The following is a 25338-nucleotide window of genomic DNA, read 5'->3' as shown; positions in this document are numbered from 1 at the left end:
TTGGAGGTGATGGTCAGAGCAGGGATTGGACCTGAATGTCGAGCATGTAGTAATCTGAGTTGGTCGCGCTGCCTTTTGAGGTGCTGTTGATGTAGCAGAACAACGCCTGCTGCTGGACGTAATCGCTTTGTAGGTCAGGGATGAAAAGGAAGCCGCGTTTGTCGCCAAGCACCTTCATCAATGGATGCCATAATGACCAGTAGGTTGCTTCCGTGAAACCGCTAACGGTGAATTTCCACATTGGCTTGGTGACTTCACGATCTAAGCTGCTGACAGTCTGATTGTCGTAGCCAAACTCAACGCCTGCTGAGACGCCATCGCAGATGACGGATTTTCCGACCACAAGGCGGGAGAATTCAAGGAACGTGTCTGGGTTGCTCGCTGCCGTAAAATCCACCCTCAGGAAGCTGTGCGCTGCTGGCGTGGCGAGCTTGTAGAATAGGAGGGCTTCGTTCGTGTCTGCCGTGCCCGCAGCCAGCCCAATCGTTACATCGATGGCCGCTGATGATCCCTCTACGGCTGCTTGTGTGCTGCCAAGGCGGATTCTGACCGTGTTGCCTGCGACGAGATTTGAACCGACGATAGCGACGGTATCGATGACACTGCCGTCAAGTTGGACAGCGATATAATTGCCAGTGAGGTTCGCGGTTCTCCAAACCAATCCCTTTTCGTCGTTCAACAGATTAGAGGTGGGAGTAACGCCGCCTGATTGAGCTAAGACTGAGAAGGGAATAGGCGGTAAAAATAATGTGCTCATCTCATCCTCTGACTCCTATGACAGTGGTGTTTGTGTTGTAATCAGCCGAGAATGAAACGACCGTAGCTTGTCTATTTTCGGTTTTATATTCGGGAAAATCGAGCAGATACGACAATGGACCTTCAATGAAATCATTGAGGGTTATGATGCCCTCTATTTCTAATTCGAAATATCGAGGGTTTTCATTAAATGCTAATTCGTTATTTGCCCGTGTAGTCGCATCTGCCTCAGACAGATTGGTATCAATCGCAATCTCGCGAGCCATTTGGTTCTTGGCCTTGACGGCGGAATCAATGGCCGTGGCGTAGCGATAGTCTTGCTTTACAAAAATGGCTCTTTCATTATCACTTATTGGCATACCTTATTTATCTCACTTGAAATTCACTAATCGGCCATTCACTGCTTGGACTGTTGCGGCTTTCAAAGTCGCACCTGATTTGATGGCTGATAGAATCTGAGCCAAGGTGTCATTGGTGACTGCTATCGAGGCGGTGACCTGACTGGTTTGGTCTGTGATGGCTGTGTAGGTATCATCAGTAGCCGCAGCGTTGTTAAATTCGTTAGTCGCATTGCTGAGTGCTTGCTGAGTGAGCGTAACCAAATCATTTCTTATGTTTTGGAATCTATCGGTCTGTGAGCCGTAGAGGTCGCTTGCATAGCCCATGATTTCCTGCCCAAGCGCCGTGAAGTCACTCTGGTTGACAGTGCCACCACTTGCCAAGATACTTCGATAGCTGTTGAGTTTATTCAAATCCTCATTGAGCAGTGTGAGCTTACTAACGCCAGCACCATCACCATTAAGTTGCTTCATAAGGTCATTGAAACCTGATAGCTGAGACTTCAAAGTCTCCTGTAGCTTTATGTTTCGGTATTCCTCTACCTTCGCCAACTCGTCACTGGTGGCGCCAGCCTTCTTCATCTGCTTGGCTAATGTGTCGATGGATTTGACCACTTCATCGACTGCGCCAGCGACAGGATTCTTGTATGCCTTCAAGCTGGACAAGATGCTTTCGTAGGACTGAGCAAGTTGGGTAGCTTCTGACAGGTCCATATTTTGGAGGACACGTTGCGAGAAGCTGCTGATGCCCGTCATCACGCCTTGCTTGATTGCCGCTGTGATGGCGAACGAGATTGCTTCCTCTGCACCGTCCTTACCAAAGTCCGTTACGTCGCTGTATTTGCCTTTGAGCTTGCCTGTGCGGCCAGTGTCAGAGACACGCCATTTGCCCTTGTATTGGCCGATTGAGATAGTCGGCGTGCCTGTGATGTCGCCGCCAAGGGTGGCAGCAAGGTCGTTCAAGCTGCTGATGACGGAACCCGCCGCAGAGCTTGAATTGGCCTTGTAGGCTTCTTTGTTACCGCGTGTGCCGCCCACTTGTAGTGAGCCGTCGCTACCAGTCGTGATGGTGGAGGTGCCCCACTTAGCTTTCTTGAAGAGGCCACCAAAAACACCGCCTATGATACTCCCAATGATTGATCCACCTGGGATTGGAATGAAGCTGCCGATTGCACCGCCAACCTGAGCGCCTGTGCTGCTCATCTTGAGGCCAAGGGCTTTGCCAAGGCCAGCAACAGTGCTGCCAACCTGAGCGCCAGCCATCGCCGTGCCCATCACGTTGCCAAGTCCTTTGACGAGATCGCCGCCCTTACCAAAAGCGGTCTTCAAGCTACCGAATCCAGAGGTAGTTGATTTGTTCAAGGTAAAGAGGTTGTCGGTTACGCCGGTCATTCCCTCTTTGATGCCGCCGCTCAATGTGGTGGCGAATTTCTGACCGAACAAACCGTTGAATGTCTTACCGCCGTCGGTCGAGAAGGAGAGGACATTCGCGATGGAACCTAATGCACCAAATCCACCGTAATTGCCTTGCGAAGCCTGCACCATGTTTTGGAGCATCTGGCCGATCTTGGAGATTGCCGAACCCCATTTACCGCCTATCTGGTTGCCAAGTTCATCAATGCGCTGACCTAATTCATCGCGGAAGGTATTGGCGGTATCAACGATGCCGCGATTGTAAGCCTCAATGGCCTTGTCCACGTCAGCTTGTGTGATGACACGGCCTAATTTTTCTGAGTATGAACCAACTGAGGAACGAATCGCAGTTCTATCATATTCCTGTGTTCGCTTATCGACTTCGGTTTTCAATCCTTCGTTGACAAGATCAACGCCGCGTTCGAGGGCCTTGTTCGTTTTATCGATTGCTTGGCGCTTTTTCTCTTCCGCCGTAATCTGAGCGGTCAATACATCTAACTGATCCTTACTTAGCTTGACGCCATCCTTCTGTGCATTGGCAACAGTTTCCGATACAGCTTTCTGGATTGCTAACTGCTCTTCCGTTGCACCATTCATCTTGGCTTTGAAAAGGGCTTCTTCCTTGTCTAAGTCGATCATTGCCTTTCGGTGATTGTCGTTAGCAGCTTGAAGGAATTTGTAGGTCTTTGTCTGCTCAAGCAGATTGGATAGACGTTCCTTTTCAGCCGTGTTAATCTCACGGCCTACGATCTTCTCGTAATCCAATTCCTTGCCACGCTTTTCAACCTCAAGAGTAGTTAGCTTGGAAAGCTCAAGCTCGCGTTCCAATCCCTTCCAGAAGTCTTCCTGTTGGTTGGCTTTCTTGTCCTTTTTATCCTTCTTGTCAGTGCTCGTTGTAGCAGTGGAAGGATTAGTAGGTTTGTTAGGATCAACAGCGCCGCCCTGCTTTTCTTTTGCCTTGCGATCCTTAGCAATCTGGTCCGCTCGCTTGACCAAGCCATTGAGCGCGCCCTCAACGGAGTGAGAGAAACCTGATTTGAATGCGTCGCCTACCTCTTTGCCAAGGGTAACTGCGCCGCCGCCCTTCATCCTGCCAAGGTCGACATTACCTAATAAGGAGAAGTTAGCGCCTAAGTCGTTGGCGAAACCGATGACCTTGTTGATACCTGATATGGCGGTATTGATGAACCCTTCAACAATCTCAGTTGCACGATTGAAGGCGTTTACGAAGATAGTGGATATGGCAGTTGGCAAGCCTGAGTAATATGCAACGATAGCTTTGTAGGAGCCGTAGAAAGCGCCGATCACGAAATCTACCGTTCGTGCCGCTCCACGCATAAAGCCGAGAAGGGAGAAATCTAAGTCGCCAAAAGTGGTTGATGCCCAATCGCTGATCCCGCTGAACATCTCAGAGAACCAACCGCTGACTTTAGCCCACGCCTCTGATGCCCAATCAACAAATGATCGCAATCCGCCGCTGATGGATTCCCACGTTGCACGGCCAAGATCGCCTAATGAAGCAATGGACCCACCGCCAAGCTGGATGGAATCGCGGAACTGGTAGAGCAGGGCGATAGTGGTTGTGAGGGCGACGGCAATTGCACCGATTGGATTAGCGGCAAGCGCGGCCGTCAAAGCACGAACGCCAGATTGAGCGATCTTCATCCCTTCGCCAAAGAGGGCTGAGAATGTGCCGGTTGCTCCAAGCGCCTTCTGGAATGCGACCAACTGGCTAAGGGAGTTTGTCATCCAGCTCAGGCCAGCGGCGGCTTTGAACGCGATGAAAGAGGTAGCTGCTACCGTCGCCAGCTTGGATAGCGTGTCGATGTTGTTGGATAGGAAATCGAGCGCTTTGCCACCTACGGCCATCAAGTTCGTGAAGATCGGGGAGAGTGTATCGAATGCACCTCTTGCTATCTTGCCGATCTGCTCAAAACGCGGAGCCAGGTCTGTTGCCCATTGCTGGACCTTGGCGAGGATGACAGCCAGCGTGTCATTGATCCCAAAGCCTTTTGCGAATGCCCCTGTAATCAAGACAGCCGTATTGGATGCCGCCACGCCGATGTCAGCGAACGTGACAGGGATCTTCCCAAATTCCTTTTCGATGTTGGCGACCATCTTAGGGTCAGTGAGTGCCTTGGTAATCACATCAGCAGTCAGCTTGCCGTCTGCGGCCATCTGCTTGAGGGCACCGCGGGGCACGTGAATGGAGTCCGCGAATAACTGCATGAGACGAGGCGCGTTCTCAGCCAAGCTCGCAAACTCATCGCCAGCCAATTTGCCAGCACCAAGAGCCTGAGATAATTGGAGGATGGCAGCTTCGTTCTGTGCCGCGCCTTGCCCACCGATCTTGAGCGCCATGCCAACCGTCGTGGTCGCTCTGGCGACTTGGAGTTGGGATAGGTGAAGCTGGTCGGCGTTACGGGCCAATGTGCCATAAAGATCAGTGACCGCTCCAAGATCAGAACGGGTCTTGTTGGCAATTGAGATTACGTCTTTGTTTGCCTGTCCGAACGAACCAGTGCGGGCAGTAGCTAAAGTGAGTTTGGCCTGAATGCTGCTATAGCCGTCAGACAAATCCATTAGCTGCTTGGCAACATATCCAATGCCAAGCGTGGCCATAATTCCACGGAATGATGTTAGTTCGGTAACTGCGCCTTTGATGCCATTGGACAGGCTGGAGAAGCGGTTGTTTGTTAGCCCTACCTCTTGGCCTAATTTCTTTATGTTGGTTGATGAAGAGGCGCTTACAGTTCCAATGCGTCCGATTGACGCAGACATATCGTTGTTGTTAGCTGCCGTGAGTTTGCCAATTTGACTGAGGTTCGTGAGGGAGGTTCGTAGGCGCCTAACGCCATCCTCTGCGCCTTTTGGGTCAATCGTGACTTTAATACTTCTTGCTGTATCAACCATATTGTTTTATCTCGCCTGCTGCCCCTCTATTTATTTTTAGGTAGCTGAGCGTGATGCTTCGCGTTTACGTCTCTCTTCTATGCTGCTCAGAAAGTATCCATCCATTTGCCTGATGACATAGACCAACGCGCGAGTTTCGCTTGGTGTGAAACCCATGTAGTTGGCCCAATTCACAATGGATGAAAATGGAATTGGGCCAAGGCTCATGCCGATTTGTCGTTCTGAGCTTAGTTCATGGAATGCGTCCCAATAGAGCAGATTAGTTAGCTTAGGTGCCTCTTCCATCTTACGAGCAACTAACTCGTTATCTGGATTCGCTTCATACATCTCTACTAAATCAGCGCCGCCTTTATCGCGCCATTCCATGAACTCGATTAGTTTTTTGCTTCTTCTTCCTGTGTCGCTTCTGGATCGTTGCGGAAGTTACGAACGTCGCCAGAGAAATCAAATAAAGCATCAACTAAGAAGTTGGTGGTTTGATGATCGGTCAAAAGCAACTTAACAGCCGTGTCTTTGCTGAATGGTAAGTCACCACCCTTTGGTCCAAAAGGCACTTCCTTCCATCCAAGAAGGGCAATCTCCACGAATGCGCGGATCGTATTTTCACGTGGTTTCGAACGCTCGTTCTTATGGGCGCGATTGTAGCGTTCCATCGCAACGCGAACGTGAGGTGATGTGGTGTTGAAAAGACCCAGCGTATATGTGCCAAGATATGTTTCGTCGTCGTAGATTGGGAAATCGACGCCTTTAACCGCCAGCTTTTCGTCATATCTGTTAGGCAAATTGAATGAAGTCATTATAAGCTCTCCTTTTTAGCTCTTTAGCTTATTTATAAAGGAGATGGCGGGATGTGTATTTCAACACCCCGCCTTGTATCGGAAAAAGAGGAAAAAAGCCGATACAGATTATAGTTGTTCGATTTTCAGGTCAGTTGCTTCTGTGTCGTCCCAACCGGCCATAAATTCCATAACGACCATCATTGAATCGCCTGTTTCATCGTAAGGGACTGAACCATATGCTGCTGGCAATGTGAAGCGATAGCCATCACCTGTGCCGCCAATTTCAAACACGACTGGCTGAGCGGTTCCATCAATCGCAGTGTCGATTGTGAAGCTCTCGCGCAATGCCTTGACAGTGATCTTAACTTGGTGGCTACCAGTGGTTGAGATTGCGTAAGGTGTGTTTGTGCCGAGTTGCGGAACAGTCTTGCGGTCCTGAGTGAATTCAAAAGAGATTTCGCTGAACACAAGAGTCTGGCCAGCAACTGTGATGTTGGTCACATCTGAACCCATAAACTCGGTTACAGAGTCTACGGCTGTGACCGTCAATGCGTTGTCAGTCGCGCTTGGAGTGCGGCCAGTGAAGAGGAAATCAAAGGTGGAATCTACAGTTCCAGCGGCTCTCGCATCGACCTTGAAGCTGGACACAATGCAGCCAGCGTTGATCTGATACATCGTGGAATTGAGCTTGGCGATCAACGAGAAGCTGGAATCTGTCTTACCAGCTTTGATTGTCTGGACACCGCCAACATCCGTCCATGCTCCGCTAATAGCGTTTGCGATCAGTGCATCAATGACGCTTGCTTTTTGGAAGCGAAGGTCGAGTGATCCAGTGCCTTCCGCAGGGCCGCGACGCGAGCCGTTGCTGGTGCGATTTGGACGTATAGTGTCTGAGGCAACATCATTAGTCTTGTGGACAGGAAGTGCTTGGCTTGCCTTCTTAGGAATATCGTAACGAGTTGCGCCAGTGGTAGGAGTTACGCCAAAGGTAACTTCTGGAATCAATGATAGCGTAACGTCAAGTGGGTTAATAATGGCCATTTGTTAGCCTCCTTAAATCGAATATCAAACGGCCTCTTGGCCTCGTGATATTTATTGATAAGGAGTGCTTGGATTCTGGCTTATTTACGATCTAACAGAGCGATAGAAAGACAAGTGATTGATCTTGTATGCGGGATCATCGATTGTCGGAGTGAATGGCTGAGTTGATGTTTGATAAACGTAGAGGGAACTATCGTCCGAGCGCCAGTCGCGGATTGATGCGTTCCAAGCGTCCAATACGTCATAGCCAATTGCATCGCCCATCTGCTCAGGGACGATGATTTGCAGGGTGGCGATACCTGTTTGGTTGTATCTCTTGGTTTGACCGATTGATGCGATTTGCTGAGTGTTGGGCTTCACGGAGAAGCGGCACCACACTGCATCAACGGGCGGAGTGACAGCCTCTTGGTTGTCAAAGATAATCAGCATGTCTGGGTAGGTAACTGCGAGTGTGTCTAATAGTCGTCCTCTCATTGCCAAAACATCATCAAATATCATTCGTTAGGCGGCTCCTTCGTTGAATTGCTGGACAGTGGTTTCTACGAAATTCTCTGGCGATTGTTTTGAGTGTCCGTTGTTCAAATCGACAATGTGACTGACATTGTTCTCAACAAAGCCAGATTCACCGAATTTGGTTGGAACAGTCGGCTCCCAGCCTCCGCGAGCTTCGCCCGTATCAACTGCTGTTTTTAGTTTGAGTGCTGCTGTGGCATCCAATGTCGTCTTTGCGACCATATCCACTGACTGCTGCTCAGTGATTTTAATGTCCTCATCGATATGGTTTATGATGTCGCTGAAATCGAAATTCATTTGTTATCCCTCCACATCCGCTTCCCACTGGATGATTGTGCCTTTGAACACGACAGGGCTTGCCTGCTTCACCAGTAGTGAGCGGCTTCCAATCGCGATCTTGTCGCCTTGTTGAAGCTCATCGCGGCACTTGACGATGTTGATGATTTGCTCAGCGCCGTTCTCGACAATCTGCTTTCGTTCGTCCTCGACCACTTCCACGTTGAGTGGTGTGCTGCTGCCTCCTGATGGGCGGCCAGTGCGAGGATCGACGGTGCCTTTCGTCACGCGGATAAGGACGGCTGAAACACCGAACGTGGCGAATACCTCCTCTCGCGCAGCAATGAACTCATCCACGAGGGTCATATGATAACCCCTGTGGAGAATGTGATCGTGTTGCCGCCGCTGTTCGCCCTGAGCGGGGCAAGCATTGCTGTTATGAGGGGATATGGGTCATCGCTTGGGTCAATGTCCGCGTCCTGATACTCGGTTTTGATGGATTGCCCGCCGCTTTTGACCTCTTTGGACTTGATCGTCTGTGAGGATTTAAGGGTGGGAGCATCGGCCAAAAACTCCAAAGCCAGGAGCGCATAGGCAGCGATGTAGCGAGCATCTGTTGTCTGAACATCTGACTTGAATGGTGCGTAATAGGCGAGAATATAGTCATCGGCTTTGTTGATTGCGGCCTGCTTGATGGAATCATCGCCTGTCCAAGCAGTGTTGCCCCTTGCTGTATGGAAATCATTTGCTTGATTTATGGTTATGGACATTCACAAGAGCCTCAACTTATCTTTTATCTATTTATCCTGCGAGGTGATTTGGATATGAAAAAGCCCGACGTTTCCGCCGGGCCTAATTCATTGTGTGACAATTATTAGCCGTTTGTCTTGACAGCGACTAATGGGATTGCCTTGCGGGAAATTACACGGTTCCATGTAGCAGCGTTATCAAGTTCGCTGTTAGCTTGTGAAACACCATTGGTTGGGGCTTCGATGTTGCTGAAACCGAATGGGTGAACAATGTAGCGGCGACGTGAGATGATGGTTTCTTTACCTGAGAAGTTACCAGCAAATTCGTCACGAACTTGAGCAAGTGCTTCTGATCCGAAGCTACCAGCACCATATCCAAACAAGCCGCTGCCAGTGAAGTAGGTTGTGTAAACTGGATAATCAGGATCAGTGTCATTAACACCTACGTTGTCAGTTTCAACAACGACATAGCCCTGATAGGTTTCCAAACCGATGTTGGTTTGTGAAGCTGGGACGAATGCGTTTGGTTCTGCAATACGGAGATTGTTCACAACGTCTGAGTGAGCAAAGAGATACTTGAGTTCACCGCCAGCATCACCCATTTGCTTACGAGCGTTGCCAAGGACAGTGCCGCCCAACAATACCTGTGAACCAGTAGCAACAGATGCATTGTGGATCATGTCGCCGCCATCGTTTGCGGCGTTGTCAGCCAAAAGGCCAGCGAGGATAGCAAGGATTGCTGATTCTTCGTCGGCTACCCAGAGGCGAGCGAATTCGCTTGCAGCATATGCAATGGCGTCTGAATCGCTGGCGTAGTCCGCGATGTCCATAGCTTCGAACGCCAATGCTCTTTGAAGCATACGGGCGGTCATGCTGCCCTGTTGGACCTTGGATGGGGTGCCTGCTTCTTCTGGGTTGTCGCTCATTGTAGCTGCTTCACCACCATTGGTCGGCTTCCAGAAAGGAAGGACGCCGTTGAAGCCTGCTGTTTGTGCTTTCTTGATAATGCGCTGGTCAGGAACAACGATCCCTGATTGGCGTAGTTTTGAATTCTCGGTGATCTTTCCTTCTACGATCTTTGCAAAGGATTCGACCTGAACAATATCTGTTAGTCTGGTTGTTGACATAATAATTTGTCTCCACGTTAGTCGATTTTATTCCGACTAAGCGCGGCGACTTGTCGGACGCCGAAGTTGTGTTTCGGCATCCGTATTTAGTTTTCTGAATTACTTTGGTTTTGGCTTTGCCATTAGATCAGGTCATTGCGACCGACTTTCTGAGCAATTGCTTTTGCCAACTGTGGGTCTTTCTTATCGATTGAGAGCCATTCAGCTTCACGGGATGCGAAGTTGTCTCTTGTCCAATCTCCCAATGAAGTTGAGTTAGTCCCGTCATTGCCCATTATGTTGCCACCACTGTTTTCAGGTGCGCGAACGTAGATAGCCCCTGACTTAGAGAAGTAGTCCTTCGACCAGTCCTCTATGCTCTTGCCGTCAATGGTCGCTTCGCCATTTTCATATTGCACTCTGCGGTGAATTAGGGACTCAACCGCATCAACGTGGTCTGTGATGACGTTGCTCTTGGCGATTGCCTGAGCGATTGCGTTATCAACGCGAATGGTTTTCAGGCTGCTATTTGCAGTGTCTAGTTCTGCACGGAGGGAATCTAATTCCTTCTTGTGCTTTGTTTCTAATTGCGATTTGATTTTCTCGATGTCGCCCGCTTTGGTAGCTGCTTCACGCTCTGCTTCTTCGATTGCGTCTTGAGCTTCCTTGGCTGCTTGTGAGGCTTTGAACTTCTCGCCTAATGCAGCTTTCTTATCGGCTTCGAGTTTGGTATTGCTTTCTTCAAGCTCTTTGATTTTTGCTAATGCTTCTTCTAATTCCATTGTCTCCGTTTCTCCATCGAATATCGGAATGGACGCCAAGGTCCATCTGCAAAGCACCATCGCTTTGCCTTCTATTTATCATTGGAGATTATGGCGCTCTTTGAGTTGAGCTAATGAGAGGACAGTTCCATCATTCCTGATGAAGTCAGCTAAGTTCAAAGTGCCTTCACGGAACAGCTTGGCTCTTGCGGGTCCAAGGATTTCAAGTTGGACCTTATCGCCTTTGTTTTTGAGCCATTTGTCGAACGTAACATCAGCAGCAACTTGGCCATCCATTGAGGCGCGCTCTGACGGGGATATGTCCTTTGCCGCTATGCCTAATTCATTCCAGCTTTTGGTGACTGGAATGGTCGTAGAACGGCAAGCTACGTGAAGCGGCGGGATTGGGCCTTCGCCAATGGTATACACATTGCCAGACAGGCCAGCACAAGTGATCGTGGTGCGGTTGTCGAGCGTCGCAAGGAACTGCCAGCCTTTCAGGAGGCGTTCGTTCTCTGCCCATGTCTGCTGAGCAGCGACGTTGCTGATATGGGTGACTGAGGTGCGGACGATGGATTGCGCTGACCTACGGCTGATTTGCAGGATGCCGTCTTGGTAGTTTTGTGCCTTCGTGCCTCGTATCGCGCGGGCAATCTCATCTGTGCCTTGGCCTTGGACCAGCCCTTTGCGGATAGCTGCTTCAACACGGGAAGCTCTGCCGTCCTCCATACCTTTTACCCAGCTACTCAACAGGCCAGAATTGCCGCCGAGGGTGAGCAGGCTGGATTCAACAATCGCTCTCAGGCGATTTGGGGTTGGTGTAGCGGTGGCGAAGGAAGCGGGGAGGGCTTTGGCGATCGAGCTGGACTGAAACTGAGCTTCGATGCCAGCGAGGCCAGAAAGCTCGTCTGAGAGGGCATTGCCTATTTTGCCGTATATGGCGCTGTTGATTGCGCGGACCTCTTCTAAGAGCGTTTCAAGGCGTTCCTGAGTGCGCTTGGAGAGGATGAGGCCGCGTTCATCTATCGCAGCGAGGCGCTGAGCGATTTTGCCAACGAGATCCTCGTCAACGGAATTGAGCAGGTCGATTATCTGCTGGGCTAAGCCGGTGGAATATCTCTGTAGGTAAAGCGCGTGGCGGATTGCCGCGTCACGGATTTGCTCGTTGGCGCTCATCAAGCACTGGCGCCTCCATCATTAGTAGTGGGCGCAGCGGCAGGCCGATCAATTATCTGCTGCTCGATTTTAGCCTGATAATCATCCCAGCGGACTGTCTCGCTGATGACACCAGCATCGCGCAATTCGTGGAAAATGCTCTCCTTGGTAATCATGTCGGCGTTGAAGAGGGCGAGCAGCGCGTCGATGTCGCTCTTGTCCAGCTTGCGGTCGAGATAATTCGTGTTGAGCATGAACTGAGTTTTGCTGTCATCGTTTTCGCCCATCCACCAAGCCATCCAACGCAATGCGTCTTGGAGTGGGCGGGAAATGGCGCGGGCAAGGCCAGCCAATATGCTGTTGTCTGAGGTTTGGCGGATTGCGATTGTCTCAGCGGCTTCTGGTGCTGCTTTGTCGTCCTGCAAGATGCGGGCACCAGTGCGGGCAAGTTGGCTCTTTTTCTCGTCAATTCGGTTTTGGAGGCGGGCAGAGCCTTCGCCTGTAAATTCCTTCACTTCGATCTTGGAGTTTATGCCTGCGGATTCCCACACAACACCTGGGCCGAAATTCCAAATGCGGGCTATTGGATTGCCGTCTTTGTCTTTCTCGGTTTCAAATCCATAGGCTGAGATGAGTGGGTTTGCTAAGAAGCGGTCAATCTGTGTGAGAAGACCTGACTTCATATAAATCTCGTGGTTCAAGTCCACCATATGTTCAAAATGTGCGCTTGTAGGTAACTTGCTGCTCTTCGTGTTGACGAGCCTGAATGGGATGAAACTGAGTGGCTTACCAAGGCGGGTTGGTATCGTTGTTTTGGAATCAGCAACTTGACCATCGACAAGGTAGTGAGTGGTAATCTGATAAATTCCGCCATTCAATTCAAGTTCAAGGATTTTGCTTTCGCTCTCAAACAAGCGAACATATGAAATAACTCGTTGGTTGTTCACGATGCTAAATTCATAATCCATTATGCTCTCTGCTCTCCAAAGAGAGAGGAATGGGCGTTGTCCTTTTTCAATGGCATTCGCAGCCGTTAAGCCTGAGTGCGCTTCTGGATGATCGACAAGCAAACCAGTGAGGTTTGTCGTGAATGTCTCGCGGACCAAAAGACGAGAGAACTCTTCCAAGCTGTCAGCGTCTTTGGTTATCACGTATTGGATTTGCTGTAGGTTCTCTGGCGATTGGAATTGCGGCTCTTTGCGGAAGATAAGGCCCATCCAGCCTTCCATGACGGAGATACAAGCCGGGTAGAAATCTACTTGTAGCTTAAATCTCTCGTATTCATCATTGGACATTCCAACGACAGGCTCAGGTAGATAAGTCTTGCCAGCAAGTGAGACAGTATCCTTACCAGCGAGGAAGTCCCTGTTCTTTTTCCACCTAGTATGCCATTGTGCTAATATAGGATTGACTGATTGAATGTCTCTGCTCATGCGCGAATACCTGATAATTGTTTCAGGTATTTATTTCCCGCGCTTTAGAAGAAGTTGGCGATGCGACGCATTGCTATTGTGCTTGGCTTTTCGCCTTTGCCGTCAACATCGAAGAGATACCATAGTGCCCACACAAGGGCGTCCATGCGGTCAGGTGATTTAGCTGCTCCGCGTTCCATCCCGAACTCATACATTTGGGTTTCAAGTTCGCTGAGATTGTGGCCTACGTGATGGACTTTATCTTGGGCGTAGATCAGCGCGATTGGTTCTGCGCGTGTCAGCTTGCCTCGTGATGCCGTGACCTGTTTGACGGGCAGATTGGGAGCGTATTGCCTCAAGCCATTTTCGATCCAATCACCGCCGTTGTTAGTTTCAACGATGATGCTGTCAGCTTGGTAGGTATCAAATGCCTCAGTCACCTTCTGGGCAACCTGCTCAGGTGTGTATTTGCCTGTAAGGTCGGCCAATATGTAGGCTTCGTCCTTCAACATGCCGGCTACAATGATGCCTGTAAGGTCGCTTTCCTTTTTGGATTTAGAGGCAGGGTCAACGCCTATTACGATCCGTTCGAGGTCTTTGGCGAAAATGCCGAATCTGCGATTGCGCTCGAAATTATCTAAGTCAAAGATCGCATTGTCGTTTTGGGCTGACCAATCGCCGTCCAGATAGCGAGCGCGTGTCCGTGGATCAGCGTTTGCGTATATGGCAAGGTATTCCTCATCGACGTTCTGGACCTTGACCTTGCCGTATTTTTGCACATCGTTGAGGGGCTGATTGTTGACTGGGTTTTGACCGTCACGGAATACCTTACAATCCCAATCGCTCTCGAAGCGCGGATTGCAGTCAAACACCATTTTACGGACGATAGGCAGGCCATTATCGTTGTGTGTAGGTGATCCATTGAGGCAGCCAGCCAACTGTTGAACGTCTGACCAGTCAAACTCACTTACTTCGTTCATCCATATTGTTTGGTATTCAGTTCCAAGCACCTTATCCAAACGATTTTCATCCAAACCGTCGAACATGATGTAGGAGCCGTTGTCGAAGTAGGCGATTAGGTCGCTGGAGTTGAGCTTGACCTTTTCCCTTAATGGCGCGCCGCTTGGGTCTGCCATATGATCCAGCATCCAATTGAGCGTCTGCCTCCAAAGCGAGGATTCACAGGCTGTTCTCGTTCTACGGACGATTAGATGCGTTGAACCTGCATAAAGGAGGCAACGCATGAAAATGTAATAGAGGATTGCTATGCTCTTGCCGCCGCGTCTGTTGCCGTAAATGAGCAACCAAGTCAGCGTCGTGTCCATCAACCCTTTGAGGGCTTCAAGCTGGTCAGGTCTAAGGGATAGGGGTTCTTTCGTTTTACGTGATGATATTTTTGTCATCACATATTTAGCTGTTCTCCAAAACCAACTGAGCTACGATGTCGATGACGGCAGATACGTTGCCTGTTGCTACGGCTGATCCTGCAAAGAGGATTGAAACCAGTGCGGCTAAGAGTTTGCGTCTCATGAGCGCCCAACGAAGGACGGATAGAGCTTTCCCGCCTACGGATTTTAATGTGTTGATGGTTGCTTGTTTCATATCTGACTCCTTGGTTGTGGTGTCAGATATTTACCCCTGATAAATGTGTGGTTCGCTCAGTAGGTTCTTTCAGTTGTTGACATACCTTCTGTCAGCCGTATTTGATAGGAGCCAACGAAGGCAAATTGAAAGGAACTATAAATGGCTAATGTGAACTGGAAGAACCTCATCAAGCCCGTCGCTAAGACCTCTGCTGGTGCCGCAGTATCTCCCGCAGAACGCGCTGCTAAGTCGATGGACGATGCGCTGGCTGCGTTCAAAGGAGGCAACAAGGACATTAAGCGTCCTACAATCAAGCAGGCTGGAGACTCTGTTGTGTTCAGCGTTCGCTATGCAAACACCGCGCTACTGCTTGATGGTGCCAACAAGGAATTTGCTGTTCCTGCTAATAAATTCGAGGAAGTGTATAACGCCATCAAAGCCAGTGTGCTTGCAGGCGAGTTTAATGAGCAGCTTGCTCCGCTGGCTGAGAATGCCAAAAAGCGCGGTAAGGCAATGGCCAAGTCCAAAGCCGCTTCGAAATAACAGCGTGTTCATACTGAAAGAAGCCCGTCTTAATGGCGGGCTTTTTTTATGGCTGTCGTGTTGGTGGATAAATATCTGACCCGTCAAGCGGGCGTTCGGCAGCATTTTCTATAAGGGGGTAAAAGCGTTCTACACATGGGGTGGTAGCAGGGCGCTGTTACCACCTTTTCCTATTCCGCTGCTTCCGCGTCAGGATGCCAATTGCGCTCCCCGTCAGGCCCAACGATCTCTTCCTGTAGGATGCCTGTGGCCAGCACTTCGCCTTGGGAGTCTATGAACATGCCCACCCTGTTATCTCCCAGAATGATATGCGTCTCCTTCTCACGGTCACAGGACACATGTGACAGCACCTTGGGGAGAAACTGCTTCATACGAACGCGAGCGTCTTTGCGGACTTGCTCATCGTCGCTGTAGAGTTGTTCCTTAATCTCGTTGATGCGCTGAAACCACGCTTGGGAGGGATCAGCTTCAACATCAGCATAGGCAGAATCCAACTGCTTTGCCTTCGCGTTCATCTGCTTGAGCAATTCTCGCGCCTCTGCATCAGCCTCAAGCGCCAAACGCTCCATCATAGCTGATCCGCTTTCCGCGAATGAACGAGCGAGATTATCAGCCTGGGCCTGTTTGCCCTCCTGCTGCCTACGCAACTCAGCCATTTCCACTTGGAGTTCGCGCAGGCGCTTGTCGTCTGTGGCAGTAGGATTGGAAGCAGCATAGCCTGTAATCAAATCGACTATCGTGCGCTCAAGCGGCTCATAGCGGATTTTGGCGGTGTTGGTGCATTTAGGCTGGCCCGTTTCCTCCACACTGACCTTGTTCCATGCGTTGAAGCAATACAGGTAGGTTATGTCGTCGCGGGCAGCATATTTCCGTCCTGATCCTTTGCTATCGCGGCGCATTTGGCCACGGCGCACGGTTGCCCGTTGAGACATACGCCCGCCACAATGTGAGCATTTGGCCAAGCCAGACAGGATATTGCTATAGGTAAGTTGCCACGATCCGCTGGTGCCAGCACGGCTCAAACGAGCAGCAGCAGCCTTGCCAAACGTGATAGGGTCAATGGCCTGCGGATAGTAATTTAGGATGGGGCTACCAACAGGCGTTCCCATCGCAACGCCCCTGGGCTTCTTGGTAGGCTGATATTCGCCCATTACAGCGCGATTGAGGACGATCTTGGTCAGGTAGCCAACTGTCCAGCCATTGTTGCTCTTTACCTCCCTGTGCTTCCAGACAGGCTCATTGCGGGCATTCAACCGCTGGGCAATTGCAGGGGTGCCGTAGCCATCAATGGTAAGCTGGAATATCTCACGCAGGACACGAACGCGGTCCTCGTTGAGTGTCATCAGCTTGGTGGTGGGATCGACATTGATCCAAGCAGGGCAGGTTGAGGTTATTGCGATGTGGCTCCCGTTGGACGCTTGTGCCTTTTCAATCTTCCGCTTCCATGCCTCTGCGAGTCGATCAGCCTTCTTTTTACTCTCTTCGCGGGCAAGCTCAGTCTTTAGGATGACCTCCATAACTGGCCCCATAGGGACTCGCTCAAAGGCTGGATAAACGCGATTGCCATCCACGGTTGCTACGGTGACGCCATTGCGCGTGAGCATCGTCAGCAGCGGTAGAACCTCGTCATACCCCTGACGGCTGATGCGGTCCAAATGCTCCACAATAAGCACATGGCCATTCTGGAAGTAGCCAGCTTCCGCCTGCGTCTCAAACTCGTAAAACGCGCCACCTTGTTTGCGGTTGGCACCTGAGAAAGCAGAACGTCCTTCATCTCTCAAAATGCGGCTGGGACTTATTTCCCATCCATGCTGCTGGGCCATTTCCTCGCACAAGCGAAGCTGGCGATCCATGCTGCTGCCTTTGCCTTGTTCAGCGTTTGAGAAGCGGGCGTAAATTGTGGCGGGTTGGGTCATTTTTTCTGCCTACGCCCAAAGGGCTTAACGGGTTGCTACTCCTATTACACTACGACCGGGGCCGAAGTGCCGACCGTGCGCTCCTGCATCGCTGCCTTGCTGGTGCTGGGCGGGATGGCGATGGGGCGCGACGCGATCACCCTCAGGCTGGTGGCGGCAGGGGCGCTGGTGGTGCTGGTTCTCTGGCCCGAAGCCTTGGTAGGGCCGAGTTTCCAGATGAGCTTCGCGGCGGTGATCGCCCTGGTGTCGCTGGGCGAGCATCCGGCCTTCCGTACCTTCGTCGCTGCGCGTGACGAGGGGATGTGGCGCCGGATCGGGCGCAATCTGGCGGGCATGCTGGCGACGGGGCTGGCCGTGGAACTGGTGCTGGCGCCGATTGCGCTGTTCCATTTCCACAAGGCGGGAATGCTGGGATCGGTCGCCAATCTGGTGGCGATACCGCTCACCACCCTGGTCGTCATGCCGCTGGAGGCGATGGCCTTGCTGTTCGACCTGGGCGGATGGGGCGCGCCCTTCTGGTGGCTCACGGCGCGGGCACTCGACCTGCTGTTGCTGGTCGCTCATGGCGTGGCGTCCAGCCCCTGGGCGGTGGTGCTGGCCCCTGCCCAGTCGGGCGCGGTGTTCGGCCTGATCCTGCTGGGCATGCTGTGGTGCCTGCTATGGCGAAGCGGGTGGCGCTGGGCGGGCCTGATGCCGGTGTCCGCGTGCATGACGATGATCCTGGCCAGCCCGATGCCCGCCATATTGATCAGCGGCGATGGCCGCCATGTCGCGCTGCGCACCGCCGATGGCGGCATGGCGATGCTGCGCGCCCGCGCCGGCGGATATGCCCGCGACGTCATGGCGGAAAGCGCGGGTCATGACGGCACCTTGCAGGCATTGACGACGCTGCCCCAGGCGCGCTGTTCTCCCGATCTCTGCGCCGTCCGCCTGAGGGGTGGAGGCCGGTACTGGAACCTGCTGCTGACGCGGAGCAGCGTGAAGATCGACAATGCGATACTAGCGCGGGACTGCGCCCATGCGGACATCGTCGTCAGCGACCGTCGCCTGCCGGGCGCCTGTCGCCCCCGCTGGCTGAAGGCGGATCGACGGTTCCTCGCCCGGACGGGCGGCCTGGCCATCGATCTGGACCATGGCGCCATCCGCGGCGCAAAGGCATCGAATGACGAGCACCCGTGGATCGCGCGACCCTCCGCTTGGCCGCGCGGACACAGGGGCGGTCAGTTATAGCGGCGCAGCAACCCGGCCAGCTTGCCCTGGATGCGGACCTGCCGCGGATCGTAGATTTGCGGCTCATAGGCGCTGTTTGCGGGATCGAGCCGAACCTTCGGCCCTTCCCGCCGGAAATATTTGAGCGTCGCTTCATTTTCGTCGATCAGCGCGACGACGATCTGCCCCTCCCGCGCAACGTCGGTGCGTTGGATCAGCGCGAAATCGCCGTCGAGTATGCCTGCCTCGACCATCGAATCCCCGGCCACCTCCAACGCATAATGATCTCCGGTGCCCAGCAGCGCGGCGGGGACTGAAAGCATGTTCTGCCCCTCCAGCGCCTCGATCGGCACGCCGGCCGCGATGCGGCCATGCAGCGGAATCTCCAATATGTCGTTGGCGGCGACCGGCGGCTGGCTCAACGCCGGACCGCTCGTCAGCGGCGCCTTGGCCGGCACGGCCAGCTTGGGCGCACGATGCATGGCGTCGGGCAGCTTGAGCACCTCCAGGGCGCGGGCGCGATTGGGCAGGCGGCGGATGAAGCCTCGCTCCTCCAGCGCGTTGATCAGGCGGTGGATGCCGGATTTGGACCGCAGGTCCAGCGCTTCCTTCATCTCCTCGAAAGAGGGAGACACGCCCCCCTCCTCCAGCCGGGTCTGAATGAAGCTCAGCAATTCCTGTTGCTTGGGTGTCAACATCTCGCCTTGCCCTCCTTGGAACGGATGGAGAACGCATAGGAAACGGAACGGGGCAAGTCAAGCGCCTAACCGTTGGCCGCGTTTACGGGAACGCGGGAGGCCACGGGCCGTTTAAAGCCTGCCTTCCCCGATGAAGGTGAATAGGAGAGAAACATGGCCAACCAGAACAATCAGGGCGGCGATCAACGTCGCGACCAGCAGGGCGGCGACCGCTCCCGCCAGGGTGGACGCCAGCAGCAGCAGGAAAACCGGCAAGGCCAGATGGGCGACGAGCGCCGTCAGGACAAGTCGCCCGGCAAGCAGCAGCGCTGAACGGGTAAGGCGGCGTTCCGGCGCGGCCGATTGTCGCCGCCATCCATCAGGACTGCACGGGAAGGGGGTCGCCTGGGCGGCCCCTTTCCTTATGCGAGGGGGAGGACCGTGACGGGATCGCCGGCGGCTGCCGGGGCCGAACCGGCGGGGCGCAGGATAAGGCAGTCCGCCATCGCCAGTGCGGCGGTGGCGGCGCTGTCCTGCGACGTCACGGAAACGATGCCGGCTTCGGTGCGGAAGGCGCGGAGATAATCGTCCCGTTCCCCTGTGGCGGGCAGCGGGGCGGCGAGCGTTGCGGGCGCGGTGGGCGGCAGGGGCGACGCCGCGCCCATCATATGGCGGACAAGCGGAAGCAGGAACAGGGTCGCCGTCACGAAGGCGGACACCGGATTGCCCGGCAGGCCCAGGAAGACGGCGGAACCCAATATCCCCGCCATCAGCGGCTTGCCAGGCCGCATGCGGATCTTCCAGAAATCGAGCGAGCCGCCCGCCTGGACGAAGGCCGGACGGACGAAGTCGTGATCGCCCACCGACGCGCCGCCGGTCGAAAGAATGATGTCGGCTTCGCTGGCGCGGACGAAGGCCCGGACCGTGCCCGGCAGATCGTCGCGCACGATGCCCAAGTCGACGACGTCGCAAGAGAGGCCGGAAAGCATTGCCGCCAGCATGGGCGCGTTGGATGAGGGAAGCTGGCCCGGCTGCGTCGGCATGCCGGGCGGCACGAGTTCGTTGCCGGTGGAGAGCAGCGCGACCCGCGCCCGGCGCGAGACGGGCAACGCAGCATGGCCGCCAAGCACGGCCAGCGCGATCTGCGCGGGGCCAAGCGCGCCGCCGGCCTTCAGCAAAAGGCCGCCCTTGCGGAAATCGGAACCGGCCGGGCGGACATGGCGGCCGGTCGCCAGCGCCTCGTCCAATCCGCGCAGCACATCGCCTTGGCGCGCGGCGTTTTCCTGGATCAGGATGCTGTCCGCGCCCTGCGGCAAGGGCGCGCCGGTGAAGATGCGGCAGGCCTGGCCGGGTTCGAGCAGCGGCGGCGGCGGCCCGCCGGCCGTGCTTTCGGCAGCGACCTGCCACGGCCCCGGCCATTCGGCGGCGCGAACGGCATAGCCGTCCATGGCGGAAAGGTCGGCCCAGGGCTGGTCGCGCAGCGCGACGACATCCTCCGTCAGCCAGCGTCCGGCGCAGGCGGGAACGGCCAAATGCTCCGTCGGCAGTGGCGTCGCCAGCGCCATCAGGCGGCTTTGCGCCTCCGCGACCGGAAGCAGGCTCATGATGCCGGTCCGTCTCCGGCCGTCCAGTCGCCGGACTTGCCGCCGCTCTTGGCCAGCAGGCGCACCTCGCCGATCACCATGCCCTTGTCCAGCGCCTTGGCCATGTCATAGACCGTCAGCAACGCGACCGACGCGGCGGTCAGCGCCTCCATCTCCACGCCGGTTTGGCCGGCCGTCTTCGCGGTCGCCGTCACGGACACGCCGCTGCCGTCCAGATCGAGGTCGATGCTGATGGAGCTGAGCGGGATCGGGTGGCAGAGCGGGATGAGGTCGGCAGTCCGCTTCGCCGCCATGATGCCGGCCACGCGGGCTACGGCCAGCACGTCGCCCTTCTTCACCAATCCCTGCGCGATCGCCGCCGCGGCTTCGGGGGTCATGCTGATGCGCCCGCCCGCAACGGCCTTGCGCGTCGTCGTCGCCTTGGCGGAGACGTCGACCATATGGGCCGATCCCTCCTCGTCCAGATGGGTGAGCTTGCTCATCGGCCCGTGAGCAGCTTGCGCGTGGCGGCTTCGACGTCCGCCTGCCTCATCAGCGTTTCCCCGACCAGGAAGCAGCGCACGCCATGGTCAGACATAGCGATCAGGTCGTCATGGCCGCCGATGCCGCTTTCCGCGACGAAGGTGCAGCCCTCCGGCGCCTGCCCCACCAGTTCATAGGTGCGGGCGAAATCGACGGTGAAATCGCGCAGGTCGCGATTGTTGACGCCGATCAGGCGGGAACGCAGCTTCATCGCCCGCTCCAGTTCCTGCGCGTCATGCACTTCGACCAGCGCATCCATGCCCAGGCCAAGGGCGGCGTCCTCTATCTCCGCCATCTGGTTGTCGTCCAGCGCGGCGACGATGATCAGGATCGCGTCGGCGCCGAGCGAGCGGCTTTCCAGCACCTGCCAGGGATCGACCATGAAATCCTTGCGCAGCACCGGCAGGGCGCAGGCGGACCGGGCGGCGACCAGATAATCGTCATGCCCCTGGAAATAGGGTTCGTCGGTCAGCACCGACAGGCAGGCCGCGCCCCCCGCCGCATAGGCGCGGGCATGGGCGGGCGGATCGAAATCGGGGCGGATCAGGCCCTTGGACGGGCTGGCCTTCTTGACCTCCGCGATCAGGCCGAAGCCGGAGCGGGCGGCATCGTCCAGCGCCTTGCGGAAGCCCCGCGGCGGCGTCTGTGCGGCGGCGCGGGCGTGGAGCGAGGATATGGGCGTGGCGGCCTTGCGCCGGGCGACCTCATCCCGCTTCACGTCGCAGATTTCGATCAGCTTGTTGGTCATTTGAAAGCTATCCAGCAATTGAGCAACGCGTTGGCAAGGCCCCGGTCGATGGTTTCGGCGGCTTCCTCCACGCCCTCCCGGAAATCGGACACGGCGTCCGCGACGACGAGGGCGGCGGCGGCGTTCAGCAGCACCGCGTCACGATAGGGCCCGGTTTCGCCCTGCAACAGGGCGCGCAGGGCGGCGGCGTTATGGGCGGGGTCGCCGCCCCTGATGGCCTCGACCGGATGGGTGGAAAGGCCGAGTTCAGCGGCAGTCAGGCGACGCATCGCGACCAGGCCGCCGCCTTTCACCTCCGCCAGCGCGTTGCCGCCGGCCAGCGACAGTTCGTCCAGCCCTTCGTCGCCCGAAACGATCATCGCATGGTCGACGCCCAGTTCCGCCAGCGCCTCCGCATAGATGGGGACATAGTCCGGGCGGGCGATGCCGACCAGTTGGCGGCGCACCCCGGCCGGATTGGCGAGCGGCCCCATCAGGTTGAAGATGGTGCGTTCCCCTATCGCCCGGCGAATGGGGCCGAGCCGCCTGAGCGCGGGATGATGGTTCTGCGCGAACAGGAAGCAGATGCCGAGATCGGCCAGCGTCGCTTCGGCTGTCGCGGCGGCGCGGTCCAGGTCCAGGCCGAGCGCTTCCAGCGTGTCGGCGGCGCCGGCCTTGGAGGAGGCGGCGCGATTGCCGTGCTTGGCCACCGGAACGCCCGCGGCCGCGACCACCAGCGACACGGCGGTCGAGACATTGAGCGTATGGTGCCCGTCCCCGCCCGTGCCGCAGACATCGATCGTGCCCGCCGGAGCCGTGACCGGGATCATGCGATGGCGCATGGCGCGGGCGGCGGCGGCGATCTCCGTCGCCGTCTCGCCCCGTCGGGCCATGGCGACGAGGAAGCCGGCGATCTCCTCTTCCGGCAGGTCGGCATCGAACAGCAGGTCGAAGGCCGTTGCGGCCTGTTGCGCGTCGAGGGGCAGGGTTGGATCGGGCAGGCGGGTCATCGTCGCTGCCTTAATCATGGGACGGCGCCGGAGTCGAGATGGGATGCGCGAAAGTCGCTGCGGCCTTGGAGGTATGAGGACCGCTGGCGAGGCCGAAAAGGAAAGCGGTTCAGCCCGTCACGCGTTCCCGAACCGGAATGCCCGCGATCCGCATGAAGTTCGCCAGCATGTCATGGCCATGTTCGGTGGCGATGCTTTCCGGGTGGAACTGAACCGAATGGATCGGCAGGTCGCGATGCCGGAAACCCATGACGGAGCCGTCCTCGCTGGTGGCGTTGACGATCAGCGTTTCGGGAATCTCCTCCACGATCAGCGAATGATAGCGGGTGGCGGTGAAGGGCGAAGGCAGCCCCTGGAACAGGCCGCTGCCGTCATGGGTGACGGGGGAGGTCTTGCCGTGCATCAGGCCGCCGCGCACCACCCTGCCGCCGAAATGCTGGCCGATCGACTGATGGCCCAGGCATACGCCCAGCAGCGGCGCGCCCGCATCGGCGCAGGCGGCGACGAGGTCCAGGCTGACCCCCGCCTCATTGGGGGTGCACGGGCCGGGAGACAGCAGGAAAGCCTGCGCGCCGGTGGAGAGCGCCTGCCCGGCGGAGATGGCGTCGTTGCGGACGACGTCCACCTGCGCGCCCAGTTCCATGAGATAATGGACGAGGTTCCAGGTGAAGCTGTCATAATTGTCGATGACGAGGATCATCGGGCGGCTTTAGCGAAGGATCGCGGTCGGGGAAAGGGCCGGGAACGCGTCGAGCGCGGCGCGCTGAGGCCTTGCGGGCATTGGGGGCCATGAAAGCCCAGTTCAAGCGGGAGGGCGGGACTGGGCTCCTGCCTTCGCAGGAGCACGATGCCTTGGGCAGGCGTCCCGCCGCGTCGGCCATGGCCCCGCGCATGGCAGGCCTGTTCCGCCGGGCCATCCTGCGATAGCATCGCCCGATGCGCGTCCTCACCGCCCTTCTCCCCCTTGCCGCGTTCCTGGCCGGGCCGGCCTGGGCGCAAGCCGCCGAGCGGGCGGGGCATTATTATCTGCGCGGCGTGATGGAGACGGGGTCCGAACTGATGCTGCATCCGGACGGCCGCTTCCAATGGTATCTGGTCTATGGCGCGCTCGACCTGTTCGCGGAGGGGCGGTGGGCCGAGAGGGACGGCGCCGTCATCCTTACCTCCGAAAAGACCAGGGACGTGCCCGAACCCGGCTTTCGCACGCTCGTCCTGACGATCCAGGACGGGTCGCTTGTCCCGCCCGACGGGCGCGGCGCCTATGTGCGGCCCACCGACGACAAGGACTGAACCCTCGGCTCGATGTCGTCGCTCCTTTCAGCGAACCGCCGCCTCCAGCAGCCGGATCGTTCCCGCGTCGGCGTCGATCTCCGCCCGGCAGCCGACCGGCAGGCTGAACTGGCTGGCGACATGGCCGAACAGCGCGCCCTGGAAAGCCGGCACGCCCAGGGGCGCGAGATGCTGCTGCAACACCTCCGCCAGGGTGAACCCGCCATAGGAGGCGCCGCTGGGGCCGCAATCGGTGCATTGCCCGAACGCCACGCCCGCCACCCTGCCCAGCACGCCGGCGAGCGCCAATTGGGTCAGCATCCGGTCGATTCGATAGGGCTGCTCGCTCACATCCTCGATGAACAGGATCGCGCCGTCGAAATCCGGCAGCCAGGGCGTTCCCATCAGCGTCGAGAGCACGGTCAGGTTCCCGCCCAGCAGCCGCCCGCTCGCCTTCCCGCCCCGGAAGGTCAGGATGCGCCCGCTGCGCTGCACCAGCCGGTCCTCATGCCCCTCCGGATTGGCCATCAGCGGCGTCGCCCCTTCGAAGGCGACGGCGCGGAAGGCGTCCCAGGAAAAGCGCGGCCAACTGCTCGCCGCATTGGGGCCGTGGATGGTGACGAAACCCGCCCGCGCCGCGAAGGCCAGATGCAGCGCGGTGATGTCGGAAAATCCGACCAGCAGCTTGGGATTGGCCCTGATCTTCGCGAAGTCGAGATAGGGCAGGATGCGCGCGCAGCCCCATCCGCCCCGGGTGGCGAACACCGCCCGCACCTCCGGATCGGCGAACATCGCGTTGACGTCGGCCGCCCTGTCGGCATCGGTCCCGGCCAGATAGCCGTGGCGTTCGACCAGATGCCGGGCGGGCTTGGGCACCAGCCCCATGGCGACGATCGTTTCCTTGACCAGATCGAGGTCGAAGGCATCGTCGGTGAAGCCCGCCGGCTCGATCAGGCCCACCTTGTCTCCGGGGCGCAGCCGGGGCGGCTTCACCACCCCGGCGGGGGGCGCGGCCAGGGCCTTGGGAGCCGTCATCGCGGCGCCCAGAGTGGCCATCAATGCCCG

28 protein-coding genes are annotated in these 25338 nt (G+C 56.2%); 4 read left to right on the top strand and 24 right to left on the bottom strand.

Annotated elements, in window-relative coordinates; genetic code table 11:
• Nucleotides 1-13 precede the first annotated feature (13 nt).
• The 16 genes from Sj15T_RS00200 to Sj15T_RS00125 all read right to left on the bottom strand — a co-directional run bounded on the left by Sj15T_RS00200 (nt 14) and on the right by Sj15T_RS00125 (nt 14814).
• Nucleotides 14-757: a hypothetical protein gene (locus Sj15T_RS00200; RefSeq protein ID WP_013039350.1), complete on the bottom strand. Its 744-nt coding sequence runs from the start codon at nt 755-757 to the stop codon at nt 14-16.
• A gap of 1 nt (nt 758) precedes the next feature.
• Nucleotides 759-1115: a hypothetical protein gene (locus tag Sj15T_RS00195; RefSeq protein WP_013039349.1), complete on the bottom strand. Its 357-nt coding sequence runs from the start codon at nt 1113-1115 to the stop codon at nt 759-761.
• A 12-nt stretch (nt 1116-1127) separates the two neighbouring features.
• Nucleotides 1128-5420: a tape measure protein gene (locus tag Sj15T_RS00190; protein ID WP_013039348.1), complete on the bottom strand. Its 4293-nt coding sequence runs from the start codon at nt 5418-5420 to the stop codon at nt 1128-1130.
• A gap of 36 nt (nt 5421-5456) precedes the next feature.
• Nucleotides 5457-5786 (bottom strand): hypothetical protein, encoded by a 330-nt coding sequence (locus Sj15T_RS00185; RefSeq protein WP_041204787.1) that lies wholly within the window; start codon nt 5784-5786, stop codon nt 5457-5459.
• Between the two features lie 8 nt (nt 5787-5794).
• The gene (locus tag Sj15T_RS00180; RefSeq protein ID WP_013039347.1) at nt 5795-6217 is read right to left on the bottom strand and encodes a hypothetical protein; all 423 of its coding nucleotides are present in this window, start codon (nt 6215-6217) and stop codon (nt 5795-5797) included.
• A 108-nt stretch (nt 6218-6325) separates the two neighbouring features.
• Nucleotides 6326-7240: a phage tail tube protein gene (locus tag Sj15T_RS00175; RefSeq protein WP_013039346.1), complete on the bottom strand. Its 915-nt coding sequence runs from the start codon at nt 7238-7240 to the stop codon at nt 6326-6328.
• A gap of 84 nt (nt 7241-7324) precedes the next feature.
• Entirely contained in the window at nt 7325-7738 is a 414-nt protein-coding gene (locus Sj15T_RS00170; RefSeq protein WP_013039345.1) for a phage tail terminator-like protein, read from the bottom strand.
• A 3-nt stretch (nt 7739-7741) separates the two neighbouring features.
• A complete protein-coding gene (locus Sj15T_RS00165) occupies nt 7742-8050 on the bottom strand; it encodes a hypothetical protein (RefSeq protein ID WP_013039344.1) in 309 nt (102 codons plus the stop codon).
• A gap of 3 nt (nt 8051-8053) precedes the next feature.
• On the bottom strand, nt 8054-8395 hold the full coding sequence (locus Sj15T_RS00160) for a hypothetical protein (RefSeq protein WP_041385710.1): 342 nt from the start codon (nt 8393-8395) through the stop codon (nt 8054-8056).
• Nucleotides 8392-8799 (bottom strand): hypothetical protein, encoded by a 408-nt coding sequence (locus Sj15T_RS00155; protein ID WP_013039342.1) that lies wholly within the window; start codon nt 8797-8799, stop codon nt 8392-8394. The genes Sj15T_RS00160 and Sj15T_RS00155 overlap by 4 nt, the downstream gene beginning before the upstream one ends.
• Before the next feature lie 104 nt (nt 8800-8903).
• Nucleotides 8904-9905 carry a hypothetical protein gene (locus Sj15T_RS00150; RefSeq protein ID WP_013039341.1) on the bottom strand — a complete coding sequence of 334 codons (1002 nt, stop codon included), beginning with the start codon at nt 9903-9905 and terminating at the stop codon, nt 8904-8906.
• Nucleotides 9906-10027: 122 nt separating this feature from the next.
• On the bottom strand, nt 10028-10666 hold the full coding sequence (locus Sj15T_RS00145; RefSeq protein WP_253720681.1) for a kinesin: 639 nt from the start codon (nt 10664-10666) through the stop codon (nt 10028-10030).
• Between the two features lie 78 nt (nt 10667-10744).
• Nucleotides 10745-11821: a minor capsid protein gene (locus tag Sj15T_RS00140; protein ID WP_041385708.1), complete on the bottom strand. Its 1077-nt coding sequence runs from the start codon at nt 11819-11821 to the stop codon at nt 10745-10747.
• Nucleotides 11821-13233, bottom strand: coding sequence for a DUF4055 domain-containing protein (locus tag Sj15T_RS00135; protein WP_013039338.1), 1413 nt, complete (start codon nt 13231-13233; stop codon nt 11821-11823). Before Sj15T_RS00135 ends, Sj15T_RS00140 begins: the two co-directional genes overlap by 1 nt.
• 44 nt (nt 13234-13277) lie before the next feature.
• The gene (locus Sj15T_RS00130; protein ID WP_013039337.1) at nt 13278-14537 is read right to left on the bottom strand and encodes a phage terminase large subunit; all 1260 of its coding nucleotides are present in this window, start codon (nt 14535-14537) and stop codon (nt 13278-13280) included.
• Between the two features lie 85 nt (nt 14538-14622).
• Nucleotides 14623-14814 (bottom strand): hypothetical protein, encoded by a 192-nt coding sequence (locus Sj15T_RS00125; RefSeq protein ID WP_148225531.1) that lies wholly within the window; start codon nt 14812-14814, stop codon nt 14623-14625.
• A gap of 141 nt (nt 14815-14955) precedes the next feature.
• Here Sj15T_RS00125 and Sj15T_RS00120 point away from each other — a divergent pair, with 141 nt between their 5' ends.
• The gene (locus Sj15T_RS00120; protein WP_013039336.1) at nt 14956-15339 is read left to right on the top strand and encodes a hypothetical protein; all 384 of its coding nucleotides are present in this window, start codon (nt 14956-14958) and stop codon (nt 15337-15339) included.
• A gap of 170 nt (nt 15340-15509) precedes the next feature.
• Here the strand turns inward: Sj15T_RS00120 and Sj15T_RS00115 are convergent, their stop codons facing one another.
• Nucleotides 15510-17255: a recombinase family protein gene (locus tag Sj15T_RS00115; RefSeq protein WP_013039335.1), complete on the bottom strand. Its 1746-nt coding sequence runs from the start codon at nt 17253-17255 to the stop codon at nt 15510-15512.
• Here Sj15T_RS00115 and Sj15T_RS00110 point away from each other — a divergent pair.
• On the top strand, nt 17247-18485 hold the full coding sequence (locus Sj15T_RS00110) for a ComEC/Rec2 family competence protein (protein WP_269076459.1): 1239 nt from the start codon (nt 17247-17249) through the stop codon (nt 18483-18485). The two genes, Sj15T_RS00115 and Sj15T_RS00110, sit on opposite strands and share 9 nt — an antisense overlap.
• Here the strand turns inward: Sj15T_RS00110 and lexA are convergent.
• Nucleotides 18476-19162: a transcriptional repressor LexA gene (gene lexA, locus Sj15T_RS00105; protein ID WP_013039333.1), complete on the bottom strand. Its 687-nt coding sequence runs from the start codon at nt 19160-19162 to the stop codon at nt 18476-18478. The genes Sj15T_RS00110 and lexA overlap by 10 nt on opposite strands.
• A 153-nt stretch (nt 19163-19315) precedes the next feature.
• On the opposite strand from lexA, the gene Sj15T_RS00100 reads away from it, so the two are divergent.
• Complete coding sequence (locus Sj15T_RS00100) at nt 19316-19474, top strand: hypothetical protein (protein WP_007687742.1); 159 nt, start codon at nt 19316-19318, stop codon at nt 19472-19474.
• Between the two features lie 89 nt (nt 19475-19563).
• Here Sj15T_RS00100 and glp read toward each other — a convergent pair whose 3' ends face one another.
• The 5 genes from glp to Sj15T_RS00075 all read right to left on the bottom strand — a co-directional run bounded on the left by glp (nt 19564) and on the right by Sj15T_RS00075 (nt 23704).
• The gene (gene glp / locus Sj15T_RS00095) at nt 19564-20745 is read right to left on the bottom strand and encodes a gephyrin-like molybdotransferase Glp (protein WP_013039331.1); all 1182 of its coding nucleotides are present in this window, start codon (nt 20743-20745) and stop codon (nt 19564-19566) included.
• Complete coding sequence (gene moaC / locus Sj15T_RS00090) at nt 20742-21227, bottom strand: cyclic pyranopterin monophosphate synthase MoaC (protein ID WP_013039330.1); 486 nt, start codon at nt 21225-21227, stop codon at nt 20742-20744. The genes glp and moaC overlap by 4 nt, the downstream gene beginning before the upstream one ends.
• On the bottom strand, nt 21224-22015 hold the full coding sequence (gene trpC / locus Sj15T_RS00085; protein ID WP_013039329.1) for an indole-3-glycerol phosphate synthase TrpC: 792 nt from the start codon (nt 22013-22015) through the stop codon (nt 21224-21226). The genes moaC and trpC overlap by 4 nt, the downstream gene beginning before the upstream one ends.
• Nucleotides 22012-23004 carry an anthranilate phosphoribosyltransferase gene (gene trpD / locus Sj15T_RS00080; protein WP_013039328.1) on the bottom strand — a complete coding sequence of 331 codons (993 nt, stop codon included), beginning with the start codon at nt 23002-23004 and terminating at the stop codon, nt 22012-22014. Before trpD ends, trpC begins: the two co-directional genes overlap by 4 nt.
• 109 nt (nt 23005-23113) lie before the next feature.
• The gene (locus Sj15T_RS00075; RefSeq protein ID WP_007687732.1) at nt 23114-23704 is read right to left on the bottom strand and encodes an aminodeoxychorismate/anthranilate synthase component II; all 591 of its coding nucleotides are present in this window, start codon (nt 23702-23704) and stop codon (nt 23114-23116) included.
• A gap of 236 nt (nt 23705-23940) precedes the next feature.
• Between Sj15T_RS00075 and Sj15T_RS00070 the strand changes: the two genes are divergently transcribed.
• Nucleotides 23941-24294, top strand: coding sequence for a hypothetical protein (locus tag Sj15T_RS00070; protein ID WP_013039327.1), 354 nt, complete (start codon nt 23941-23943; stop codon nt 24292-24294).
• 27 nt (nt 24295-24321) lie between these two features.
• On the opposite strand, the gene Sj15T_RS00065 is transcribed toward Sj15T_RS00070, so the two are convergent.
• The gene (locus Sj15T_RS00065) at nt 24322-25329 is read right to left on the bottom strand and encodes an LD-carboxypeptidase (RefSeq protein WP_167532624.1); all 1008 of its coding nucleotides are present in this window, start codon (nt 25327-25329) and stop codon (nt 24322-24324) included.
• Nucleotides 25330-25338: the final 9 nt, after the last annotated feature.

Source organism: Sphingobium sp. TA15 (assembly GCF_037101235.1).
Taxonomy (GTDB): Bacteria; Pseudomonadota; Alphaproteobacteria; order Sphingomonadales; family Sphingomonadaceae; genus Sphingobium; species Sphingobium indicum.
Note: the sequence above shows the minus strand (reverse complement) of the source record. Positions and strands in the feature narration are given on the sequence as shown.

What these genes read in the sequence shown, in the direction of transcription:
- Sj15T_RS00195 (WP_013039349.1), bottom strand. Translation starts at nt 1,115, where the DNA reads ATGCCAATAAGTGATAATGAAAGAGCCATTTTTGTAAAGCAAGACTAT.
- Sj15T_RS00070 (WP_013039327.1), top strand. Translation starts at nt 23,941, where the DNA reads ATGCGCGTCCTCACCGCCCTTCTCCCCCTTGCCGCGTTCCTGGCCGGG.
- Sj15T_RS00145 (WP_253720681.1), bottom strand. Translation starts at nt 10,666, where the DNA reads ATGGAATTAGAAGAAGCATTAGCAAAAATCAAAGAGCTTGAAGAAAGC.
- Sj15T_RS00175 (WP_013039346.1), bottom strand. Translation starts at nt 7,240, where the DNA reads ATGGCCATTATTAACCCACTTGACGTTACGCTATCATTGATTCCAGAA.
- lexA (WP_013039333.1), bottom strand. Translation starts at nt 19,162, where the DNA reads ATGTTGACACCCAAGCAACAGGAATTGCTGAGCTTCATTCAGACCCGG.
- Sj15T_RS00155 (WP_013039342.1), bottom strand. Translation starts at nt 8,799, where the DNA reads ATGTCCATAACCATAAATCAAGCAAATGATTTCCATACAGCAAGGGGC.
- Sj15T_RS00140 (WP_041385708.1), bottom strand. Translation starts at nt 11,821, where the DNA reads ATGAGCGCCAACGAGCAAATCCGTGACGCGGCAATCCGCCACGCGCTT.
- Sj15T_RS00120 (WP_013039336.1), top strand. Translation starts at nt 14,956, where the DNA reads ATGGCTAATGTGAACTGGAAGAACCTCATCAAGCCCGTCGCTAAGACC.
- Sj15T_RS00075 (WP_007687732.1), bottom strand. Translation starts at nt 23,704, where the DNA reads ATGATCCTCGTCATCGACAATTATGACAGCTTCACCTGGAACCTCGTC.
- Sj15T_RS00125 (WP_148225531.1), bottom strand. Translation starts at nt 14,814, where the DNA reads ATGAAACAAGCAACCATCAACACATTAAAATCCGTAGGCGGGAAAGCT.
- Sj15T_RS00170 (WP_013039345.1), bottom strand. Translation starts at nt 7,738, where the DNA reads ATGATATTTGATGATGTTTTGGCAATGAGAGGACGACTATTAGACACA.
- Sj15T_RS00190 (WP_013039348.1), bottom strand. Translation starts at nt 5,420, where the DNA reads ATGGTTGATACAGCAAGAAGTATTAAAGTCACGATTGACCCAAAAGGC.
- Sj15T_RS00065 (WP_167532624.1), bottom strand. Translation starts at nt 25,329, where the DNA reads ATGGCCACTCTGGGCGCCGCGATGACGGCTCCCAAGGCCCTGGCCGCG.
- moaC (WP_013039330.1), bottom strand. Translation starts at nt 21,227, where the DNA reads ATGAGCAAGCTCACCCATCTGGACGAGGAGGGATCGGCCCATATGGTC.
- trpC (WP_013039329.1), bottom strand. Translation starts at nt 22,015, where the DNA reads ATGACCAACAAGCTGATCGAAATCTGCGACGTGAAGCGGGATGAGGTC.
- Sj15T_RS00200 (WP_013039350.1), bottom strand. Translation starts at nt 757, where the DNA reads ATGAGCACATTATTTTTACCGCCTATTCCCTTCTCAGTCTTAGCTCAA.
- Sj15T_RS00115 (WP_013039335.1), bottom strand. Translation starts at nt 17,255, where the DNA reads ATGACCCAACCCGCCACAATTTACGCCCGCTTCTCAAACGCTGAACAA.
- Sj15T_RS00160 (WP_041385710.1), bottom strand. Translation starts at nt 8,395, where the DNA reads ATGACCCTCGTGGATGAGTTCATTGCTGCGCGAGAGGAGGTATTCGCC.
- Sj15T_RS00180 (WP_013039347.1), bottom strand. Translation starts at nt 6,217, where the DNA reads ATGACTTCATTCAATTTGCCTAACAGATATGACGAAAAGCTGGCGGTT.
- glp (WP_013039331.1), bottom strand. Translation starts at nt 20,745, where the DNA reads ATGAGCCTGCTTCCGGTCGCGGAGGCGCAAAGCCGCCTGATGGCGCTG.
- Sj15T_RS00185 (WP_041204787.1), bottom strand. Translation starts at nt 5,786, where the DNA reads ATGGAATGGCGCGATAAAGGCGGCGCTGATTTAGTAGAGATGTATGAA.
- Sj15T_RS00165 (WP_013039344.1), bottom strand. Translation starts at nt 8,050, where the DNA reads ATGAATTTCGATTTCAGCGACATCATAAACCATATCGATGAGGACATT.
- Sj15T_RS00135 (WP_013039338.1), bottom strand. Translation starts at nt 13,233, where the DNA reads ATGAGCAGAGACATTCAATCAGTCAATCCTATATTAGCACAATGGCAT.
- Sj15T_RS00130 (WP_013039337.1), bottom strand. Translation starts at nt 14,537, where the DNA reads ATGGACACGACGCTGACTTGGTTGCTCATTTACGGCAACAGACGCGGC.
- Sj15T_RS00100 (WP_007687742.1), top strand. Translation starts at nt 19,316, where the DNA reads ATGGCCAACCAGAACAATCAGGGCGGCGATCAACGTCGCGACCAGCAG.
- trpD (WP_013039328.1), bottom strand. Translation starts at nt 23,004, where the DNA reads ATGACCCGCCTGCCCGATCCAACCCTGCCCCTCGACGCGCAACAGGCC.
- Sj15T_RS00150 (WP_013039341.1), bottom strand. Translation starts at nt 9,905, where the DNA reads ATGTCAACAACCAGACTAACAGATATTGTTCAGGTCGAATCCTTTGCA.